This is a genomic window from Alcaligenes sp. DN25 (genome assembly GCF_023674485.1).
In the GTDB taxonomy this organism is placed as follows: Bacteria; Pseudomonadota; Gammaproteobacteria; order Burkholderiales; family Burkholderiaceae_B; genus Alcaligenes; species Alcaligenes phenolicus.
Genome location: NZ_CP098408.1, coordinates 1,548,097 through 1,567,182 on the forward strand (window position 1 = coordinate 1,548,097; position 19,086 = coordinate 1,567,182).

The 19,086-nt window shown below is 54.8% G+C and carries 19 protein-coding genes, 1 pseudogene and 1 riboswitch; of the genes and pseudogenes, 12 read left to right on the forward strand and 8 right to left on the reverse strand.

Annotated features, from left to right (window positions below):
- The first annotated feature begins 69 nt into the window (after positions 1 to 69).
- Complete coding sequence (locus tag NBV64_RS07125; protein WP_203144928.1) at positions 70 to 348, forward strand: hypothetical protein; 279 nt, start codon at positions 70 to 72, stop codon at positions 346 to 348.
- 290 nt (positions 349 to 638) lie between these two features.
- Here the strand turns inward: NBV64_RS07125 and NBV64_RS07130 are convergent, their stop codons facing one another.
- The gene (locus NBV64_RS07130) at positions 639 to 935 is read right to left on the reverse strand and encodes an addiction module antidote protein (protein WP_250756966.1); all 297 of its coding nucleotides are present in this window, start codon (positions 933 to 935) and stop codon (positions 639 to 641) included.
- Positions 932 to 1,159: a type II toxin-antitoxin system RelE/ParE family toxin gene (locus NBV64_RS07135; RefSeq protein WP_342467221.1), complete on the reverse strand. Its 228-nt coding sequence runs from the start codon at positions 1,157 to 1,159 to the stop codon at positions 932 to 934. The genes NBV64_RS07130 and NBV64_RS07135 overlap by 4 nt, the downstream gene beginning before the upstream one ends.
- 267 nt (positions 1,160 to 1,426) lie before the next feature.
- On the opposite strand from NBV64_RS07135, the gene tauA reads away from it, so the two are divergent.
- Genes tauA through tauC form a run of 3 tightly spaced genes read left to right on the forward strand, consistent with a single transcriptional unit; the run spans position 1,427 to position 4,123 of the window.
- The gene (tauA, locus tag NBV64_RS07140; RefSeq protein ID WP_250756967.1) at positions 1,427 to 2,425 is read left to right on the forward strand and encodes a taurine ABC transporter substrate-binding protein; all 999 of its coding nucleotides are present in this window, start codon (positions 1,427 to 1,429) and stop codon (positions 2,423 to 2,425) included.
- Positions 2,426 to 2,430: 5 nt separating this feature from the next.
- Positions 2,431 to 3,216, forward strand: a complete 786-nt coding sequence (gene tauB, locus NBV64_RS07145; protein WP_250756968.1) for a taurine ABC transporter ATP-binding subunit — start codon at positions 2,431 to 2,433, stop codon at positions 3,214 to 3,216.
- 16 nt (positions 3,217 to 3,232) lie between these two features.
- Complete coding sequence (gene tauC, locus NBV64_RS07150) at positions 3,233 to 4,123, forward strand: taurine ABC transporter permease TauC (RefSeq protein ID WP_250756969.1); 891 nt, start codon at positions 3,233 to 3,235, stop codon at positions 4,121 to 4,123.
- A gap of 258 nt (positions 4,124 to 4,381) precedes the next feature.
- On the opposite strand, the gene NBV64_RS07155 is transcribed toward tauC, so the two are convergent.
- Entirely contained in the window at positions 4,382 to 5,086 is a 705-nt protein-coding gene (locus tag NBV64_RS07155; RefSeq protein ID WP_060186934.1) for an SDR family oxidoreductase, read from the reverse strand.
- A 103-nt stretch (positions 5,087 to 5,189) separates the two neighbouring features.
- On the opposite strand from NBV64_RS07155, the gene NBV64_RS07160 reads away from it, so the two are divergent.
- The 7 genes from NBV64_RS07160 to NBV64_RS07190 all read left to right on the forward strand — a co-directional run bounded on the left by NBV64_RS07160 (position 5,190) and on the right by NBV64_RS07190 (position 12,254).
- Entirely contained in the window at positions 5,190 to 6,062 is an 873-nt protein-coding gene (locus NBV64_RS07160) for a LysR substrate-binding domain-containing protein (protein WP_250756970.1), read from the forward strand.
- 4 nt (positions 6,063 to 6,066) lie between these two features.
- Positions 6,067 to 6,249, forward strand: coding sequence for a hypothetical protein (locus tag NBV64_RS07165; RefSeq protein WP_250756971.1), 183 nt, complete (start codon positions 6,067 to 6,069; stop codon positions 6,247 to 6,249).
- A complete protein-coding gene (locus NBV64_RS07170; RefSeq protein ID WP_026484515.1) occupies positions 6,246 to 6,590 on the forward strand; it encodes a zinc ribbon domain-containing protein YjdM in 345 nt (114 codons plus the stop codon). The genes NBV64_RS07165 and NBV64_RS07170 overlap by 4 nt, the downstream gene beginning before the upstream one ends.
- Positions 6,591 to 6,785: 195 nt before the next feature.
- Positions 6,786 to 7,280: an RNA polymerase sigma factor gene (locus tag NBV64_RS07175; protein ID WP_250756972.1), complete on the forward strand. Its 495-nt coding sequence runs from the start codon at positions 6,786 to 6,788 to the stop codon at positions 7,278 to 7,280.
- Positions 7,277 to 8,221, forward strand: coding sequence for a FecR family protein (locus NBV64_RS07180; RefSeq protein ID WP_250756973.1), 945 nt, complete (start codon positions 7,277 to 7,279; stop codon positions 8,219 to 8,221). Before NBV64_RS07175 ends, NBV64_RS07180 begins: the two co-directional genes overlap by 4 nt.
- Positions 8,222 to 8,322: 101 nt before the next feature.
- The gene (locus NBV64_RS07185) at positions 8,323 to 11,040 is read left to right on the forward strand and encodes a TonB-dependent receptor (RefSeq protein ID WP_250756974.1); all 2,718 of its coding nucleotides are present in this window, start codon (positions 8,323 to 8,325) and stop codon (positions 11,038 to 11,040) included.
- Between the two features lie 191 nt (positions 11,041 to 11,231).
- Positions 11,232 to 12,254 carry a cytochrome-c peroxidase gene (locus tag NBV64_RS07190; protein ID WP_250756975.1) on the forward strand — a complete coding sequence of 341 codons (1,023 nt, stop codon included), beginning with the start codon at positions 11,232 to 11,234 and terminating at the stop codon, positions 12,252 to 12,254.
- 93 nt (positions 12,255 to 12,347) lie between these two features.
- Here NBV64_RS07190 and dctP read toward each other — a convergent pair whose 3' ends face one another.
- The 4 genes from dctP to NBV64_RS07210 form a co-directional block, all read right to left on the reverse strand.
- Positions 12,348 to 13,445: a TRAP transporter substrate-binding protein DctP gene (gene dctP / locus NBV64_RS07195; protein WP_026484510.1), complete on the reverse strand. Its 1,098-nt coding sequence runs from the start codon at positions 13,443 to 13,445 to the stop codon at positions 12,348 to 12,350.
- Between the two features lie 18 nt (positions 13,446 to 13,463).
- Complete coding sequence (locus tag NBV64_RS07200) at positions 13,464 to 14,786, reverse strand: TRAP transporter large permease (protein ID WP_009458431.1); 1,323 nt, start codon at positions 14,784 to 14,786, stop codon at positions 13,464 to 13,466.
- Positions 14,776 to 15,276: a TRAP transporter small permease subunit gene (locus NBV64_RS07205; protein WP_009458438.1), complete on the reverse strand. Its 501-nt coding sequence runs from the start codon at positions 15,274 to 15,276 to the stop codon at positions 14,776 to 14,778. The genes NBV64_RS07200 and NBV64_RS07205 overlap by 11 nt, the downstream gene beginning before the upstream one ends.
- A 385-nt stretch (positions 15,277 to 15,661) precedes the next feature.
- The gene (locus NBV64_RS07210; protein WP_031232286.1) at positions 15,662 to 17,068 is read right to left on the reverse strand and encodes an amino acid permease; all 1,407 of its coding nucleotides are present in this window, start codon (positions 17,066 to 17,068) and stop codon (positions 15,662 to 15,664) included.
- A gap of 378 nt (positions 17,069 to 17,446) precedes the next feature.
- Positions 17,447 to 17,536: riboswitch (glycine riboswitch) on the reverse strand.
- 290 nt (positions 17,537 to 17,826) lie between these two features.
- Between NBV64_RS07210 and NBV64_RS07215 the strand changes: the two genes are divergently transcribed.
- Positions 17,827 to 18,771, forward strand: a complete 945-nt coding sequence (locus NBV64_RS07215) for a rhodanese-like domain-containing protein (RefSeq protein ID WP_250756976.1) — start codon at positions 17,827 to 17,829, stop codon at positions 18,769 to 18,771.
- A gap of 51 nt (positions 18,772 to 18,822) precedes the next feature.
- Here NBV64_RS07215 and NBV64_RS07220 read toward each other — a convergent pair.
- Positions 18,823 to 19,077, reverse strand: a pseudogene (locus NBV64_RS07220) (DoxX family protein); the annotation flags it as partial.
- Positions 19,078 to 19,086 lie beyond the last annotated feature (9 nt).

Genomic DNA, 19,086 nt, shown 5'->3' on the forward strand with positions numbered 1-19,086 from the left:
TAAATCTGCTTGCAAGGCTGAAGAGGTCTATACTGACAATTCGTTTAACCGCCGATTAGGGAGGGCGTCATGAATACAGAAGTTTCATCAGGCGGCGGGCAATGGGATGACGATGGCGGATCTCAATTGAAAGCCTTGGCAGTGGCACGAGCCGTAGATCAGCTAGATGAAGATGATCAGTTGATACTTGGTTTTTTAGGGGCATCCTTATTGAGCTTATGGGATGATTTACCCGCCAGCGAGCAACAGAGGTTGTTGAATAGCCAGGCCATCAAAAATGCATTTGATAAAGCAGAAATCAAAACTCGAATTCAGCGGTTGGAAGAACATTTCAAGCGGTTAAAGTAGTCGCTCGCCGGCTTAGGGGCACTGTAGTCTGCATAGCCTTGCCTACTGTCATGCGTGGGCGAAAAAAAGCCCGCTCTAGGGCGGGCCTCTTTATCTGTGCTGTGACCGGAACGTGTCGTGAATAGCCAAAAAATGCCATAAAATGGCCAAAATCGGACTGTTGTGTGGTGTGTGATTGTCGCTGCAGTTTATTGTTTTTCAGATGAAGAAGCCACCACTCAGTGGGTGGCTTTTTTCTGTTACGGCAGATCAATTGGAAGTGCGCTTGTCCGCCAACCCCTGATAGCGCCCTATCGTGCATGAAGCGGCTCTGTCGTTAATTTCACCCCAGCAGCCCGCGCTAATTTCAGCACAGTGTCATATCGTGGCTTGGCACCGGGAGCCAGGGCCTTGTACAGGCTTTCTCGGCCTACACCGGCGTCTTTTGCCATCTTTGTCATGCCTCTGGCTTTAACCACATCCGCAAGCGCAGAAAGGAACAAGGCTGGATCGTCCTCTTCCAAAGCAGCAGAGAGGTACTCGGCGATAGATTCCTCACTATCAAGATATTCAGCGGCGTCGAAAGGGGCAGTTTTGATGGCGGTCATGATTGATCCTCCTGAATTTTTTTCCACATAGCGATTGCAGTTTTTATGTCTTGTTTTTGAGAGGACTTGTCGCCCCCGCTAAGTAGCAGATAGACCACACGGCCCTCACGAGCATAGTAGAGACGATAGCCCGGGCCGAAGTGGATGTGCATCTCAGACACGCCATCACTAATTGGCTTTACGTCTCCGAAATTACCCAGGCTGGCTTGTTTAATGCGAACCACGATCTTTCGCTCTGGCCTTGAGGTCTTTTAAGCCCGATAGCCAGGAGCTGAAGGTCTCGGTGCGGTTGATCGTGTTCATGGGGCCAATTGTATCCGTTTGGATACTTTTATGCAATGTAAAGTGCGTAGTTAGGGTGTTCACCCACCTCATAAATTCACGCACTAACAATAAGCGAAATCGGTCTTTTGCCAGCCGTCTCGCTTTGTCTATCCTGATTCCTCGACCTAACGGCTTATCCAGCCGCAAAAATAATCGAGGAATGCTTCATGTCGTTGACGAAAACTCTGCAGCATCTGGGCCTGGCTTTAGCGGCCAGCGTCGTATCTCTAAGCGCGCAGGCCACCAGCCTGACCGTTGCTTATCAGACCATTCCCACTCCATCCAATGTGCCTCAGGCAGACGGTGTTTATGAAAAAGAAACCGGCGCCAAAATCGACTGGCGCAAGTTTGATGGTGGGGCAGAGGTTATCAATGCCGTCGCTTCGGGTGATGTGCAGATTGCCTATTTAGGCTCCAGCCCCTTGGCCGCCGCGGCCAGCCGTAAATTACCTATCGAGACTTTCCTGATTGCTGCCGAGCTGGGAACCAGTGAAGAGCTGGTGGTGCGAAATGGCTCGGGCATTCAAACTCCGCAGGACCTCATTGGCAAGACGATTGCCACGCCTTTTGTGTCGACCAGTCATTACAGTCTGCTGGCTGCGCTCAAGCATTGGAAGATCGACCCCAAGCAGGTCAATATCATCAATCTGACGCCGGCCAATATTGTGGCAGCCTGGGCTCGTGGTGATATTGATGGTGCTTATACGTGGGACCCGGCCTTGAGCAAGGCCAAGGAAAGCGGCAAGGTGCTGATCAGTTCAGGGGAACTGGCCAAGCTGGGTGCTCCGACTTTTGATGTGTGGTTAGTGCGCAAGGATTTTGCGGAAAAACATCCGGATATTGTGTCGGCTTTTGCGCGTGTCACCTTGGCTGCGTACGAGGGCTATACGCATGATCCTGCTGCCTGGGTAGCCAATGCCGATCACATCAACAAGCTGTCCCGCTTGACTGGTGCGACGCCTCAAGAAATTCCCAATGTTCTGGCTGGCAGCGGCTTTTTATCTGCGGCTGATCAAATCAAAACTTTAGGTCAGCCCACTGCCAAGGCCTTGGCCGATACCTCTGCCTTCCTGAAAGAGCAGGGCCGTATCGACGAGGTCTTGCCTGATTACGCGGGTTACACCACCAGCAAATATGTCGAGGCGGCTGCCTCGTCGGCCAAGTAATTCTGATGGCGCAGTTAACACTGAATCACGTCAGCGCACGTTATCCCGGTGCCGATCATCTGGCGCTGCGAGATGTGTCGCTGCAATTGGGGCCGGGGCAGTTGGTGGTGGTGCTGGGGCCTTCGGGAAGTGGGAAGACTACTTTGTTGAATCTGATTGCAGGCTTCACCTTGCCCAGTGCTGGAACGATTATCTTAGATGGCGAACCTGTGCGCGGCCCTGGGGCTGATCGCGGTGTGGTGTTCCAGGACGACGCCTTGCTGCCTTGGCAGACGGTTCTGGAAAATGTGGCTTTTGGTTTGACGCTGCGGGGTGACTCCAAGGAGCAGCGTCAGGCGGTAGCTCGTCATCAATTGGCCCTGGTGGGGCTGGAGGGATTGGAGCAGCGCCGTATCTGGCAATTGTCTGGTGGTCAGAAGCAGCGGGTGGGTATTGCTCGTGCTCTGACAGCGGACCCGCGTGTGCTCTTGCTGGACGAGCCTTTTGGGGCGCTGGATGCCTTTACCCGAGAGCAGGCGCAGACGCTTTTGTTGAATGTCTGGCAGCGTAGCGCCAAGCCTGTTTTTCTGATTACTCACGATATTGAGGAAGCTGTGTTTCTGGCTACCGATCTGATTATTTTGGGCGGTACGCCTGGGCATGTGGTGGAGCGTCTGACGCTAGACTTTGGGCGGCGTTACACCGATGGGCAGCCGGTACGTCAGGTGAAGTCTTCGCCGGAGTTCATTGCGGCGCGAGAGCGTGTGCTGGAGCATGTGTTCTCGGCGCATCCCGTTACCGCTTCATCCTGAGTTTAGGAGACTGTTCATGAAATCCTCTGTCGCTGGCGAGGTTCTGCAACCGCGCGATATCGCTGGTTTGTCGGGCGCTTCGTCTTTAAGCGTGAGTGGCGATTCCAAGCCTGATCAATCAGCGCCCACTAAGTCTCGGCAGACGTCTATTGCCGTGATCAGTTTGCTCACTTTAAGTGGGGTGCTGTTTTTGTGGTGGGCCGTCACCGCTTGGGGCTATGTGGACCCGCTGTTCCTGCCTTCACCCCAGGCTGTGCTGAGTCGCGTTTTTCGTCTGTTCACTGTGGGCTATATGGATGCCACGGTGCAGCAGCATTTGGTGGCCAGTTTGTGGCGGATTAGCTTGGCATTGTTTGCGGCTGTCTTGTTGGCGATTCCTACAGGTATCGCCATTGGTCGTAATCGCATTGCCCAAGGCATTCTGGACCCTTTGATTGAATTCTATCGCCCGATTCCTCCGCTGGCGTATTTGCCGCTGATCGTGATCTGGTTTGGGATTGGTGAGCTATCAAAAGTACTGCTGATTTATCTGGCGATTTTTGCGCCGATCACGATAGCGACAGCTGGCGGAGTGCGTAATGTGGATCCGGTGAAACTGCGTGCGGCTCAATCTCTGGGGGCGACGCGTGCTCAGTTGCTGCGTTACATCATTCTCCCCAGCGCCTTGCCTGATATTTTGACGGGCTTGCGCATCGGTTTGGGAGTGGGGTGGTCAACCCTTGTGGCTTCGGAGCTGGTTGCTGCCACGCGTGGTTTGGGATTTATGGTTCAGTCAGCAGGGCAGTTTCTGGCAACTGATGTGGTGATGGCGGGGATTCTGCTTATTGCCTTGGTGGCGTTTGTGCTTGAAATCGGTTTGCGTCGATTGCAGGCCAAGCTTGTTCCGTGGCACGGGCAAGCGCGTTAGCAACTGGGATGTGATTGTTCGCCTGGAGTTTTTGGTGCAGAGGTTCAGAGTTGATGTTGTGCGGTGTGAGTAGGTCGGCTCTCGTTCGAGCCGACCTGGACGTCCAGGCACCGTAGCATTGCGTCAAGACATTATTACTGCTTTGCTGGTTTATTCCTCAGTTGCTGGATTGAACTTATGGATCCCATAAGGCCTTTATTTAGTGTGCGAACAGTAGCCTTAGTGTGAATACAGCCAGTCTGCTCAGCTCTTGGCAGTTCACACTGACCGAGTCAGCCCACCATCCACTTTGATGTTCTGTCCCGTAATGTAGCCGGCTCCATCCGACAACAAAAACGCAATTGTCGCGGCAATTTCCTCGGCTTTTCCATAACGTCCCATAGGCACGCTTTCTCGACGTTCTTCGGTCGCCGGCAGGCTATCAATCCAGCCAGGCAGCACGTTGTTCATGCGTACATTCTTGGCTGCATAGCTGTCCGCAAAAATCTTGGTGAAGCTGGCTAGCCCGGCGCGGAATACCGCCGAAGTGGGGAACATCTCCGCAGGCTCAAACGCCCAGGCTGTAGAAATATTCACAATAGCCCCACCACCTTGCGCGGCCATGATGGGCGCTACCAGTCGTGCTGGACGCACGGCATTCAGAAAGTAGACATCCATGCCCTTATGCCAGTCTTCGTCGCTGATCTCCAGAACCGGGCCGCGTGGACCGTGTCCAGCGGAGCTGACCAGGGCGTCGATACGCCCCCAGCGCTGCATGGCCAGGTCAACCAGGCGCTGTAGATCTTCGTTAGATTGATTCGAGCCAGTCAGGCCCACCCCGCCCAGTTCTTTAGCCAGTGCCTCGCCCTTGCCGGACGAGGACAGGATGGCGACGCGATAACCATCTTGAGCCAGCCTGCGGGCCGCAGCGGCGCCCATGCCCGAGCCGCCTGCGCTAATAAGTGCTACTTTTTCTACAGTCATGAGAGCCTCCATATGTTGAGATTGATATTATTATTTCAGTCTGGAATGGAAAAATCATGCGATAAATAAACCCTCCAGGATGTAGAAAAACTACTGTCAAAAAATGATGAAATCTCGCCGTTCATTGCCTCCGCTCAATGCCTTGCGTGCTTTTGAAGTGTCTGGCCGTCGTTTGAGTTTTCGTGCCGCTGCTGATGAGCTGGGCGTGACTCAAGGTGCGGTCGCCCAGCAAGTTCGGGCCTTGGAAGAGCATCTGGGGCTTGCGCTGTTTCAGCGTCATCCACGTGGTTTGCAGCTGACTTTAGCGGGCGCGGCCTATTTGGCCGAGGTGACTCGTGCTTTTGACACTTTGGCTGATGCAACAGGGCGTTTGTTGGTACGCCCCGATACAGTCACGATCAGCGTCACGCCCACGGTGGCGGCCAAATTGCTGATTCCCCGCCTGGGGGATTTGCAAGCGGCCTTGCCCGATGTGGAGCTGCGTACCGTGGCAACCGAGGCCTTGTCGGATTTTGAGCGCGATCAGGTTGATATTGCCGTGCGCCTGACTCGCCCGCCTTTTGCGGCGGATTTGGAGGCCCAACTGCTGTTTCGTCAGGATCTGGTGGCCGTGGCCAGTCCTCGTTTGATAGGGAACATGACGCTTCCATTGTCGATTGAGCAACTGCGTGCTTTGCCTTTATTGCATGATGCTCACGATCATTGGGCTACGTTTTTGAAAGGCAGTGGCAGATTGCCGGGCCCGGTGTTCAACCAGACAACGCTGGCATTGGATGCAGCCATGGCGGGTCAAGGTGTGGCTTTGGCGTGCAGGGCTTTTGTGGCAACAGATCTGGCCGCTGGGCGTCTGGTGCAGGTGGCGGAAGCAGGGGCTTTAGGGCCGGATTTCTATCTGGTACGCAAGCGATCAGCGCCGGTCAGACAGTCGGTGGAGGCAGTATGGGATTGGTGCTTGAAGAGATTGTTAATTCTGTAGCCTGATGCGCAGTTTATTTGCCCTTTTTAAGGGGGCTGACGTTGCTATGAATGAGGTACGGCTTGGCCGCAAGCCCATTGCCATGGTTGATGTGAATCTTGCGTTTTTGGTCTTCCTGATGCAAAGGGCTAAACTGGCCGCACTTCTGGTGCAGCAGCACCCAGCTTTTTACAGGAAAAAAATATGAGCACACCGCTTCCCTGTCCTCAGTGCACCTTGGAAAATACCTACCATGACACGGAGCAATGGGTATGTGCCGATTGTGGCTATGAATGGCAAGATGCGGACCCGGCTGCCGAAACGGATACCGATGACGATGAGCTGATCGTCAAGGACAGCAACGGTAACTTGCTGGCTGCGGGCGACGATGTGATTCTGATCCGCGACTTGAAGGTTAAAGGCTCCAGCACCTTGAAGAAAGGTGCCAAGGCCAAAGGCATACGTCTGGTTCGTGGTGACCACGAAGTCGATTGCAAGATTGATGGGATCAGCTACTTGTTGAAGGCCATGTATTTGAAGAAAGCCTAAGTACTCAAACTTAGGTTTTTTCAGGCGCAGCGTATAGACACGCTGCGCTTTTTTTATGCGTACAGACAGGGGAATACATCCAGGCGACAGCAACTATCAGCCAACGTATTGATGGCAGGTAGTCGCAAACAAGGCGCTGGACTTGTATATAATAATGAGAATGATTATTAATTAGATGCTAACCTGATTGTCTCTATGTCCAAGTTGACGGCGGCGTTCCTGACCCACTACCCGGATTTGATCCGCTATCTGCGCAAGCGTACTGATTGCTCTGAACTGGCGCAAGATTGCGCTCATGATACCTGGCTGCGTTTGCTGGAGAAGGGCAAGCAGGTCGCGGTGGACAACCACCGGGCCTATGTGTTCAGAGTGGCTGCCAATATCGCGGCGGACTGGTATCGGCGTCAAACACGTGAGCAGGCTGCTTTCGATGGCTACGCCTTGAGTGTTGCCCATCACCATGCCCCGGATACGTACGAGGAAGTGCTGGCCAAGGAAACCTTGCAACGTCTGGAGCAGGCCTTGATGGCCCAGTCCCAGCGCAGTGTGCGGATTTTCATGATGCATCGCTGTGAGGAGATGAGCTACGCGCAGATCGCCCAGAAGTTGTCAGTGTCCGAGAGCACGATTGAGAAACACATGATGCGCATTTTGTTGGTGGCGCACCAAGTCTTTAATTCCGCAGTATGAACGCGCAGTCAGATTCGGCCTGGAGCCGAGTAGATGAAGACGCCGCCCGCTGGGTGGTGCGTAAAGAAGGCACCAAGCTGGAGCCGGACGCCCTGGCCCAGTTCGACGCCTGGTATGAAGCCGATCCGTTGCATGCTCAAACCTACGATGCCTTGGCAGCCAGTTGGCGGAGGCTGGATCAGGTTTCGGTGTTGCCTATCGCCCGTAAAAAGAGAAAGTCACGCGTCAAAACCCTGGCCAGTGCCTGTGTCTTGATGGGCGTCTCTTTTTACGCCTGGCAGATGTTTGAGCTGCAAGGCTCAATCCGCAGCGGGGTGGAGATCACTCAGTTGAGTTTGTCTGATGGCTCGGTGGCGATTCTGGACGCACAGACCCGTGTGCGGCTGAATTTTGAAAATGGCCAACGACAAGTCAGCGTGGAGTCGGGGCGTGCTTTCTTCCAGGTGGTGCCTGCTTCGCCCCAGACAGGTCCGTTCACCGTGCAGGCCGGCCCGACACAGGCGACGGCTTTGGGAACACGCTACGAGGTCAGTCTTAACGATCAGATCAGCGCCGTGGCGGTATACGAACATACCGTGCAGGTGCAGTGCCAGTCTTGCGAGAGCTCGCAGCCAGTAATCTTGCAGCCGGGAGACAGTGCCACGGTAGCGGGCGGGCAACTGCGGGCGCAGTTGGCTCAGCCTGCAACGTCCACATATGCGGAAGCGGCGCCCGCCTGGGTGAACGGCTTGCTGAGCTTTGATGATGTCAGTTTGAAAGAAGTTGCCCGTCAGTTGGGGGAATACACCCATCGAGTGATCTGGATTGGCAGCGAGCAGGCGGGCTCAATGCGAGTGTCCGGTGTGGTGCAAGCGGCTCGCCCAGCCGCTGCCCTGAACTTGCTGACCTCGGGCCAAGGCTTGCAAATCAAGGAGTTACCAGGACTTATAGTCATTTACTAATGATAATTATTAACAATTAAAAAATACGATGGCAATCAGGGGTGAGGGGAGAGGGGTAGCACAGCGTCCTGAGGGTAGTTGTTTACATAGGATGCTCAATCATGAAGTGCGCTTTGCAGGACACGCCGTCTCTTTTTGCCTTGCGCAGGCAAGCTCGCCCCGGCGTGACAACCAAGTCTCTTTCTTCTTCCCAAGGCTCGCGCTTCAAGCAGGGGCAACTGGCTTTCTTGATGGCCGGTGTTTTGTTCGTGATGCAGCCCATGCCGGCACACGCTGCCGGGCCTATTGTGCTGGATATGGCCTCTCAGCCTTTGGCTGATGCACTTTTGCAAATTGGCCGTCTGGCCCAGGTGGAAATTGCGTTTTCACCGGGACAGGTTCGGGAAAAGCGAGCCGGGGCCTTGCAGGGCGAACTGACGGTTGAGCAGGCCTTGGATACCTTGCTGGCCCCTTGGGGACTGGCGGCCAGAGCCCAGGGCGATCAGCGCTACACGATTGTGACGGCTCCCGTTGCCAAAGGCTTGTCCGTGCTGGAGCCCGTCCGTGTACAAGGCCAGCGTGTTGGTGAACGCAACTATACCCGCGAGGAACTGGATCAACGCGCAGCGGGTAACCGTGATCTGTCCAGCCTTCTGGCCGATAACCCGGCCGTGCGTCAGAACGAGGCCGCAAAAACCAGTGCCAACCGTGGTTCTCTGGCGCTGGAAGATATCAGCTTCTATGGGGCCAGTCCGTTCCAGAATCAGTTCCAGATTGATGGCATCAGCTCCACCAATCAGATTGATCCAGCCAGCCGCAATTTGAATTTGCAGGTAGGCAATGTGCCCGCCTACTCCCAGGCCTACAACCTGGACACGAATATGCTGGAAAGCGTGACGGTGCTCGATAGCAGCATTCCCGTGGAATACGGCCGCTTCACTGGGGGCGTGGTCGATGCCAAGGTGCGTGATCCCAAGGGCAATAACAGCTTCCGTGCGGACTTCAGCTACAACTCCTCGGGTTTGACGTCGCAGACTGTACCTGAAGAGCAAAAGAAAAAGTTTGGGGCGGGTGAGCCCGGATTCACCCCTGCCTGGACCAAGCGTTTTTCGTCCGCCATGCTGGATGTGGGTATTACGGACAATACCTCGGCCTTGATCAATGTGTCCCGGCGTGAATCCAGCATTGATCGCACCATGCGGGTCTTGCACGAGAAGGAGTTCAGTGATGTGAATACGAACTCCAAAGACCGTGTCGATAATGTGTTCGCCAAAATCCATACCCGTTGGAGTGCCAGCACGGATTCCGCCTGGACCCTCAAGTACGCGGATCGACGCGAGGATCTGGTGGATTCCGGCATCACGGCTAATCGTGTTCAGTGGCAGCATCAACAAAAAGCCTATGGTCTGGGTTTCGACCTGAATCATGACTTTGGTTGGGGGCAAGGGCGGGTTCAGCTGGGTTATGACCAGATGAACAGCTACCGTAATTCCGACGGCACGGAATATATGGTCAATATGGTGTTTCTGCCCAATGGCCGCCCCGACTACACCTATATCAGCGGTGGTTTCGGGCAGGAGTCCACCGAGCAACGCAATCTGACCATGAAGACCCGACTGGAGTTCAAGCCGTTTCAGACCGGGGCAATCGAACATACGCCCTACGTAGGTTTTGAGCTGGCCCATACCAAGGGAGAGTTTGTCCGAGATCGGGATGCCTACGGGGGGCAGAGACGCCATTACAGCGATGGGCAGCCCAGCAAGGTGCAGGTCTTGAACTATTACCGCGCTGGAGAGGTGGGCGTCAGCTATACCAATGCGTCCGTTTATGTATCGGATCGCATGTCCTGGCAGCGTCTGGCCCTGACAACGGGCTTGCGCATGGATAAGGACAATTACTTTGGCAATACCAATCTGGCTCCGCGCACCTTGCTGGAATGGGATGTGCTGGGAACGGGTGAAACCCGTCTGTCGGGTGGCTGGTCGCGCTATTACGGCATGGATATTCTTGGAATTGCCATGCGCGAGCGCAAGAGCCAGTTGCACACCTTGCTGGTGACGGGCGGCAATCCGGTAGACCGTCCTTCGCATACGGCCTACAAGCTGGATGGCCTGAAAACCCCGTATGACGACGAGTGGGCCTTGCGTTTGCAGCAACAGCTGACGAACAAAGTAGCAGCCGAACTGGCCTATGTGCGCCGCTATGGTCGTCAACAAGTCTCTATCGAAGGGCAGGCGAGGACGGGCTACACCTACACCAATAATGGCAAGTCCAAAACCGATGCCTTTACCTTGAGTTTGATGAACACGGCCCCTTGGACCTTGGGCGAGAGCTTGTGGACGGGGCGTGTGGATGTGACCTATCAGCACAGCAAGCGTAATAACAAGTTGGCCGACGGTTATGACGGTGAAGCCGAGGAACAGGAGGAGAACATCTATTACAACGGCGACCTGATACGCCGTGGTGATCGTCCAGTGGGGGACTACAACCTGCCTTGGCGAGTCAGCGCTGGCGTAACCGGCATGTGGGCGCGTTATGGTTTGCAGATGAACAACCGGATCAATTGGAACAGCGCCCGCATGGATGTGCACTATGTGGGTCTGAATCGGGGCGATGGCTTGGAGAAGTACGAGTCCGGTCGGGTCGGTTCTTATTGGACCTGGGATATGCGTCTGGATTGGGAACCGGCCATGCTTAAAGGTCTGGGCCTGGGGCTGGATGTGCTGAACGTGCTGGACAAGCAAGCACCCGTGGTGGTTTCGACACCAACCTCGGTGCTGAACCCGAACCTATATCGCACAGGACGAGAGCTGTGGCTGCGCGCTTCCTATCGGTATTAAAAGGGGGACAAGCTGGCGCAAGTTTGCTGATGGCGGCACTGGCAACCGTGCTGTCAGGGGCAGCTTGCGCTGCGGGGGGAGTGGAGACAGGAGCGGACCAGAAGCTTGGCTCAGGTTTAGCTTCTGCTCCTGTGGTCACTACGGGGCTTTCCGCGTCGGAGACAACAGAGCAATCCTGTGGAGCTAAGGACATGCTTGAGGCCAGGTGTCTACGCGCCCTCTATAAAAATGTCCCCGCTCAATGGCCTGCGCCCACTATTGATCCAGGGCAGCCCTGGCAAGAGTGGGGCCCCGTGCCTGGGCCTGGCTCCAGCGCCCAGCCCGAGGCGGCAGAGGATGCCAGGAACAGGCAGATCGTCTCCTTGGGGGCACGGCTGTTTTTTGACAAGCAGCTGTCCCGTAAAAAGCAGATCTCCTGTGCCTCCTGTCATCAGCCCGACAAGTCCTTTACCGATGGCAAGGCATCAGCCGTAGGGGAGGATGGCTTGATGGGAAAACGCCGTACTCCACCCTTGTTTGCTGCGCCTTTTGCTAAAGATCTGTTCTGGGATGGCCGTGCTCGAACCTTGCAGGAGCAAGTCGTCGGCCCCATAGAAAACCCGGTAGAAATGAACCATGCCTTGAGTGACTTGATTCCACGTTTGCAGGATTCGGAAGGCTATCGTCAGGCATTTCAACAAGCCTTTGGCGCATCTTCATCCAATTCCATCGACGCTGAGCGGCTGGCCCGAGCCCTGGCCGCCTATGTCGTTACCATTCGCCCGGCAGCAACGCGCTTTGATGAATTTATCGCCGGGAATACGGCTGCCTTGAATGATCAGGAACTGATCGGCCTGCACCTGTTCCGTACCAAGGCGCGCTGCATGAATTGCCATAACGGCCCCATGCTGACAGACAACGGTTTTCACAATATCGGCCTGTCTTTTTATGGGCGTCGCTTGCAGGATCTGGGACGATTTGAATGGACCCGAGATCCTGCGGATCTGGGGCTGTTCCGAACACCTAGCCTGCGCAATGTTGCCAAGGCAGGTCCCTGGATGCACAACGGTTTGTTCCCCAGCCTGGATGGCCTGTTGCGTATGTATGACGTAGCAATGGGGCCGGACCCTAAAGAAACCGGCCTTTTGGTGCCGCGTAAATCGGAATGGATACGGGTCTTGAACTTGAGCGACGAGGAGCTTCAGGCTTTGCTGGCCTTTCTGCAGGTCCTGTAGCGATCAAAGCGATTCAGACTTGATTGCGGGGCGCATAAAAAAAGCGATAGTGGCGGACCACTATCGCTTTTAAGCTCATTGGAGGAGGGCGTTTTATTTCAGGCAGGCTTTGATTTTTTCCAGATCCGGGCCATCAATCGGGCGTCCCAGATTGAAGGGCATGGAGGTTTCGCGCCAGTCCTTGTAGTCATGCAGGTATTCCATCTGGCTGGCATATACCTTGGCCGCATCAGGATTGCTGCAAGCCATGGAAATCATCACCTCGTTGGTGACTTGCTGAATGGTCTTCAGGCTTTCATCATCCATGCGGTGTATTTCCACGCCAGCTTTCTGGAAGGTGCGCAGACCTTCTGTCGCTTTTTTCTCTGTAAAAGCAATGGACCACATCATGGTGGCGTCGGCGGCAATTTGCAGTTTCTCCTTGGCCGAATCACTGAGTGCATCCCAGGCGGTTTTATTGATCATGACGCCAAACACGGAAGCGGACTGATGCCAACCCGGCGTGGTCCAGTGCTTGGTGACCTGATGCAGCCCGGCAGAAACGTCCACGTTCGGCGTGGAGAACTCGGCTCCCTCGATCACGCCGCGTTCAAGCGATTGATACAGTTCCTGGCCAGCCATGGAAACCTGCGTGCCACCAATCTTTTCCAGCACCTTGCCTTGTTCGAGGCCAGAGAGGCGCAGACGCTTGCCCTTGATTTCTTCCAGATTGCGAATCGGCACATTGGTATGGAAGCCGGATTCGTTATTGGTGATGGCGTAGGGGAGGTACACCATGCCGTACTTGCCGTAGATCTCGTTATAAAGCTCGGCGCCACCCCATTCCTTGATCCAGTTGGCGTAGTCAACCGCGTTGAACAGGCTGGAGTGTGTTCCTAAAGGGGAGAAAGCGGGGTTGCGGCCTGCCCAGTAGCCCGGCCAGTCGGCTCCGGCTTGTATGGTGCCGGACTCCACCGCGCTGAAGACCTCGCCGGTTGGAACCAGTGCGCCGCCTTCAAAGAACTCGATTTTCAGTTCGTCGCCGACCAGCTTGTTGGCCAGCTCTACCCATTTCTTGTCCAGCTCCACCAGCTCGATCGAAGCGGGCCAGGTACTGGTCATGGTCCACTTTTGTGCCGCCTGGCTCAGGCTGGTCATGCCCAGCAGGGCAAAACCCGTCAAGGCGAAGAGTGCCTTCTTTGTCAGTTTCATGGTGTCTCCTTGTTTTATTTAAGTTCCGTACAGGACGGTGGGTAGCCAAGTGGCCAGGCCAGGGAAAATGGCCAGCAAGATGCACATCAAAATAATCAGGGCAATGAATGGAATGACGCCGGTAATGATCTCCATGGTTTTGACGGATTTGGGCGTAATGGCCCGCAAGTAAAACAGTGCATAACCAAAGGGAGGGGTCAGGAAAGAGGTCTGCAACACAACGGCGACCAGAATCACAAACCATAGCAGGCTGATGCCCATCTCTTGCACAATGGGCAACAGAATCGGGAAGGAAAGCAGGACAATACCGGTCCAGTCCAGAAAGCAGCCCAGCGCAAAAATAATCAGCAGCATCACCACGATAAGTAGCCAGGGCTCCATATCCAGGCCACGCATCAGATCCTGTGCGGCACCCAGACCGCCGGTGATATTAAAGACGCCGGTAAAGGCGGTTGCACCCACCACGATAAATAAGATCATGGAGGAAGTACGGCCCGTTTCGTAAAGCGCATTCAGGAAAATGGACCATTTGAATTTGCCCCGGAAAATAACGATCAGCAGGGACAGCAACACCCCAATGGCCGAGGCTTCCGTGGCCGTTGCAATACCGGCCAGCATGGAGCCCAGAATGCCCAGAATCAAAAAGATAGGAGGCACGGCTTCCACCAGCAGCATGCGGATCAGGGCGGGCTTGGAGATCTTTTCATCAGGCTCCACCGAGGGGGCACGTTCCGGGTGACGCCAGGCTACGAACACCACCCAGACGGCATACAGCAGGCCCAGCAGGACACCCGGTATCAATGCACCAGCGAACAGCTCACCGATGGACAGGGGAGAGTAGCTGGCCATCAAGATCAACATGATGGACGGTGGAATCAGAATGCCCAGACAGCCGGAGGCCGCAATAACACCGGTGGTCAGCTTGGGGCAGTAGCCGTATCGCAACATGGGGCGCAAGGCCATCATGCCGGTGACGGTAATGGAGGCGCCAATAATGCCGGTGGTCGCTGCCAGAAGGATGGAGATGAACACCACGGCCAGTGCCAGCCCGCCACGAACGCGGGACATGAGCAGGCGCAAGGCTTCGAACATCTTGTCAGTCACTTCCGAGTCGGACAGGAAGCGCGCCATCAGGATGAATAAAGGAATGGCGATCAGGGTGTAGTTGTCCAGGACATCGCCGTAAATGCGGTTGACGACAATGCCCAGAACCATGGGCTTGCCAGCCACCATTGCGCCGATGACGGCGGTACTACCCAGAACAAAGGCCAAGGGATGGCCCATGAATAGCCCAAGCAGGAGCAGGCCACCCATGACAAGTGCAATCAGTTCAGGCGTCATGGTGAGCGGCTTCCTTCTGGGTCAACAAACGAATAACTTCAGCAATGCCCTGGAGCAGCAAAAGCGCGGCGGCCAGGACCATGGACATCTTCAAGGGATAGACGGGCAACTGTACTGCGCCGTACGTGGTTTCGCCTTGCGCCAGCGAGCGCATGGCGAAGTCGTAGCTGCGTGTCAGAAATACCCAGGCAAAAGGGAAGAAGAAAATCAGATAACCCGCAATCTCGGTCCATTTGCGAACGGTGGGGGAAAAGCGGTTGATCAGCAAATCCACCCGGACATGGGCCTGATGTTTAAGTGCGTAGGCGCCCAGCATCAGAAAGTAGAACCCATATAGCTGCTTGGTGACGTCAAAAGTCCAGCGAGTGGGCTGATTCATCACATAGCGCATGAACACTTCGTAAATAATAATGGCGGAGAAAATGATGGCAATAAAGGAAATGAGCTTTCCTATCCATTCATTGATTGAGTCGATTAGACGCAAAACCATGCTTGTCCCTTTTGTACGTTTTTATTGGCCACACACCGGGTTTAGTCTATGAGTAAGCTCCAAAGCGCCACAACTTGGGTTTACCCTTACGTAAACTTGAGTTTAATAATTAAGGGTAATAAGGCGTAAATAAGGGTGATTTTCTTGGGAAATCGTGCTGGGCCTGAAGGTGAAAGCCAGATTTTCGGGGCGACAATGAGCATGAAAAAAGCCACCCGTTCGGGTGGCTTTTTGCTGCCGGGCTCCAGCCTCGTTCCAGATCTGCTGTCCAGGTACAGCAAGGTGGAGTGTTGCCAGTGTGTGCCAGCCAAGTTGTGTAGAACGTGGCCAGACCCGACTGCATCAGCACGGCTCCGGGTAGAGCCGTGCCGTGTACTTCAACAACTTAGCGCATGTTTTGCGCGGCCAGACCCAGGGCCAGATCTTGCTTCATGCGTTTCTTGTAGAAAGGCAGGCAGATGAACAAGGCCAGGAACCAGAATGGCGTAGCCATCAGGCCGATCAGGGTTTCTTCTTCCTGGCTGAACAGGTACAGCGCAAAGGCAAAGAACGCCAGGGTCAGGTAGCACATGGGAATCGCAAAGGGCATTTTGTAGCTCGATGCGGCATGGGCCTCAGGACGAATGCGACGGTACTTCAGGTAGGTGATCAGAATCACGGCCCAGACAAAGATAAAGCAGATGCTGGCCACGGTGGTCACAATGGTGAACACACGCATTACGTCGCCTTCTGCGTAAAGCAGGAACAGGCTGGACAGCAAAAGGGCGCAAGAATAGATCAGACCATTACGGGGAGTGCCGTTACGCGACAACTGGCTGAATGCCTCTGGAGCCAGCTTGTTCTTGGACAGACCGTACAGCATGCGGCCGGTCGAGAACATGCCACTATTGGCCGACGACAGGGCCGAGGTCAGCACCACAAAGTTGATGATGGCAGCCGCTGCACCCACGCCAATCAGCAAGAACATGTTTACAAACGGGCTCTTGTTGGGCGCCACAATGTCCCAGGGGGTGACGGTCATGATGGCGGTCAGGGCCAGCACGTAGAACACAATCACGCGAACGGGAATCTTGTTGATGGCTTTGGGCAGGTTCTTGGCAGGGTCAGCCGTTTCAGCCGAGGCCGTACCCACCAGCTCGATCCCCACGAAGGCAAAGATGGCGATCTGGAAGGCCGCAAAGAAACCATGCAGGCCATTGGGGAACATGCCGCCGCGATCCCACAAGTGGGTCAGGCTGGCTTTTTCGCCGGTCGGGCCGACAAAGCCGGTAAACAGCAGGTAAGCACCCACACCAATCAGGGCCACAATAGCGATGATCTTGACCAGGGCGAACCAGAACTCCAGCTCCCCAAACAATTTGGCCGACAGCAGGTTGAAGATCAGCAAGAAGGCGATACACGCCAGGCCGGGTAACCAGAGCGGAATGTCCGGCCACCAGAACTGGGTATAGCCGGTAATGGCGACAATATCCGCAATACCAATCACCACCCAGCAGAACCAATAACTCCAGCCCAGAAAGTAACCCATGGTGGGCCCGAGAATATCGGCGGAGAAATCCACAAAAGATTTGTATTCCAGGTTATGCAGGAGCAATTCCCCCATCGCCCGCATCACAAAGAATAAAAAGAACCCAATGATCATGTAGGTAAACAAGACCGAGGGTCCGGCCAGGCTAATGGTGCGGCCTGATCCCATAAATAGCCCTGTACCGATAGCGCCTCCAATTGCTATCAGTTGCAGGTGCCGGTTTTTCAACGAGCGCTGCAGTCCAGATGAATGTTGCTGAGACACACTGTTCTCCTAATTTTTTTTCGTTCAAATGCGTAATTATGACTGTGCTGCGAGAAAACAAAGGGCACAACCCGTCCTCAAGGACGGTTTTCTTGATGCCGATCTAAATAAGCTGAGGAGCGCACAGCAGTCCTCCTTGTTCTGACGACATGAAATGTCAAAACAGACCTGTGTGCGAATAAAAATGGGAATAGGGGTGTGGTATGCCAGGCGGCCAGAAAAGGCGCCTGACTATCTGCTCATAAATAGGCTCCGGACGAATAGGTGAACACAGGCCATATGGCCTCTGTACCCCCTCTGTCCGTTTACCTGAGAGCTTATCCATCGGTTCGCGATGGTCCCCTTCGGTGGGCACGGGTGTGCCTCTCTCCAGATGGTCAAAGGTTCAGGATTCTTTTGCCTGAGAGATTCCGGGGTCGTTGCTCCGTCGGCGCTTCATCAAAGTGAAGACTCTCACCTGAACCGTTATTGACGCCGCTATTGTATAGACAGGTAAAAAGCGATGACTACTAGCGTTAACCTGTAGGCTTTTAATGAGACTAGTTCTTGTTTGTTGAGGGGTTTTGTGGCTGCAGAGCCAGCCTCGGGGATAGTGCAGGGGCGTGATGAAAGTGGCGGCGTCGAGTCTGGCCAGATGCCCTTGAAAGGGGCCGTGTTTTTTGCATGGAAGCTATGCCGTAATGCTTTAGCGTTGAAACAGAAATCGGCCGACACCAGCCTACAATATCGGCTGTCTGGCAATTTTTGTACCTCGCAATATGGTCGAATCGATTCTGCAACTTATCGAGCAACACGGTCTGTTGATCGTGTTTTTCAATGTCCTGGTGGAGCAGGCAGGGGCGCCGGTGCCGGCCTATCCGGTGTTGGTGGTAACGGGTGCCTTGCACGAGTCCGGTGGTTACAGCCTGTGGGGCTTGCTGGGTTTTGCCGTGCTGGGCGCGATGATTGCGGATTACGGCTGGTATCTGGCTGGGCGACGCTATGGTGGCAAGTTGCTGGCTTTGCTGTGCAAAATTTCACTGTCGCCGGACTCCTGTATTCGGCAGACCGAATCCATTTATATGCGTTGGGGGGCACCGTCCTTGATGGTGGCCAAGTTCATACCCGGCTTTGCTTCCATTGCCAGTGTGTTGGCCGGTACGGTGGGCACACCCAGAAGAAGCTTCCTTTTTTACGACATTATCGGAGCTGCGGTTTGGGCGGGCTCTGCCGTATTTTTGGGTTCCTTGTTCAGCTCGGCGGTGGATGAACTGTTGAATGTGCTGATCAGCCTGGGTGTGGTGGGCGGAATCCTGCTGGCACTGGCTTTGGGCGTGTTCATTGCCAGAAAGTGGTGGCAGCGCCATCGCTTCATGAAATCCTTGTGCATGGAGCGTGTCAGCGTGCAGGAGTTGCAGCAGATGCTGTCCTCGGACACGCCCCCCACGATTGTGGATGTGCGGTCGACCCTGATGCAGGCGCAAGGACGTATTCCGGGGGCGATCAGCCTGGCTTTGGGTGAGGCCACGCTGAATTTGATTACCGACGGGGAAATTATTGTGTATTGCGATTGCCCCAATGAGGTGTCCGCAGCCTTAGTGTCCAAACGCTTGCTGCAAAGTGGCTATAGTCGGGTGCGCCCTTTGGAAGGCGGATTGGAAGCCTGGCGGGCCGCTGGTTTTGATATACAGCGCGACCCTGATCAGCCCGAACCGGCCCTGTAAAGGAAAACGGCAGACATCAAACCATGTCTGCCGTTTTTGCAAGATAAAGACACTCAGCATCAGCGCCCCCAACCAGGCCAGACGACTCGCGCTGATAATCAGCCAACTGCCCAGCAATTGAACTGTGATAGTCAGCACGGCGAATAAAGCCTGGGGCTCCAGTCCGAAGTGGGCCATTTCCTTTTTTGCAGCGCTGAAGTCCCAAACCTTGTTCACACCGCTCCACCAGAAAATGTAGGTCAGGAGCAGAGTAGCCAGTACAAAATACACTCGTGAACGCAGTAATTCTTGTATGAGGTGGTTCATGATGCCTCC

What these genes read in the sequence shown, in the direction of transcription:
- NBV64_RS07125 (WP_203144928.1), top strand. Translation starts at nt 70, where the DNA reads ATGAATACAGAAGTTTCATCAGGCGGCGGGCAATGGGATGACGATGGC.
- NBV64_RS07130 (WP_250756966.1), bottom strand. Translation starts at nt 935, where the DNA reads ATGACCGCCATCAAAACTGCCCCTTTCGACGCCGCTGAATATCTTGAT.
- tauA (WP_250756967.1), top strand. Translation starts at nt 1,427, where the DNA reads ATGTCGTTGACGAAAACTCTGCAGCATCTGGGCCTGGCTTTAGCGGCC.
- tauB (WP_250756968.1), top strand. Translation starts at nt 2,431, where the DNA reads ATGGCGCAGTTAACACTGAATCACGTCAGCGCACGTTATCCCGGTGCC.
- tauC (WP_250756969.1), top strand. Translation starts at nt 3,233, where the DNA reads ATGAAATCCTCTGTCGCTGGCGAGGTTCTGCAACCGCGCGATATCGCT.
- NBV64_RS07155 (WP_060186934.1), bottom strand. Translation starts at nt 5,086, where the DNA reads ATGACTGTAGAAAAAGTAGCACTTATTAGCGCAGGCGGCTCGGGCATG.
- NBV64_RS07160 (WP_250756970.1), top strand. Translation starts at nt 5,190, where the DNA reads ATGATGAAATCTCGCCGTTCATTGCCTCCGCTCAATGCCTTGCGTGCT.
- NBV64_RS07165 (WP_250756971.1), top strand. Translation starts at nt 6,067, where the DNA reads ATGCGCAGTTTATTTGCCCTTTTTAAGGGGGCTGACGTTGCTATGAAT.
- NBV64_RS07170 (WP_026484515.1), top strand. Translation starts at nt 6,246, where the DNA reads ATGAGCACACCGCTTCCCTGTCCTCAGTGCACCTTGGAAAATACCTAC.
- NBV64_RS07175 (WP_250756972.1), top strand. Translation starts at nt 6,786, where the DNA reads ATGTCCAAGTTGACGGCGGCGTTCCTGACCCACTACCCGGATTTGATC.
- NBV64_RS07180 (WP_250756973.1), top strand. Translation starts at nt 7,277, where the DNA reads ATGAACGCGCAGTCAGATTCGGCCTGGAGCCGAGTAGATGAAGACGCC.
- NBV64_RS07185 (WP_250756974.1), top strand. Translation starts at nt 8,323, where the DNA reads ATGAAGTGCGCTTTGCAGGACACGCCGTCTCTTTTTGCCTTGCGCAGG.
- NBV64_RS07190 (WP_250756975.1), top strand. Translation starts at nt 11,232, where the DNA reads ATGCTTGAGGCCAGGTGTCTACGCGCCCTCTATAAAAATGTCCCCGCT.
- dctP (WP_026484510.1), bottom strand. Translation starts at nt 13,445, where the DNA reads ATGAAACTGACAAAGAAGGCACTCTTCGCCTTGACGGGTTTTGCCCTG.
- NBV64_RS07200 (WP_009458431.1), bottom strand. Translation starts at nt 14,786, where the DNA reads ATGACGCCTGAACTGATTGCACTTGTCATGGGTGGCCTGCTCCTGCTT.
- NBV64_RS07205 (WP_009458438.1), bottom strand. Translation starts at nt 15,276, where the DNA reads ATGGTTTTGCGTCTAATCGACTCAATCAATGAATGGATAGGAAAGCTC.
- NBV64_RS07215 (WP_250756976.1), top strand. Translation starts at nt 17,827, where the DNA reads ATGGTCGAATCGATTCTGCAACTTATCGAGCAACACGGTCTGTTGATC.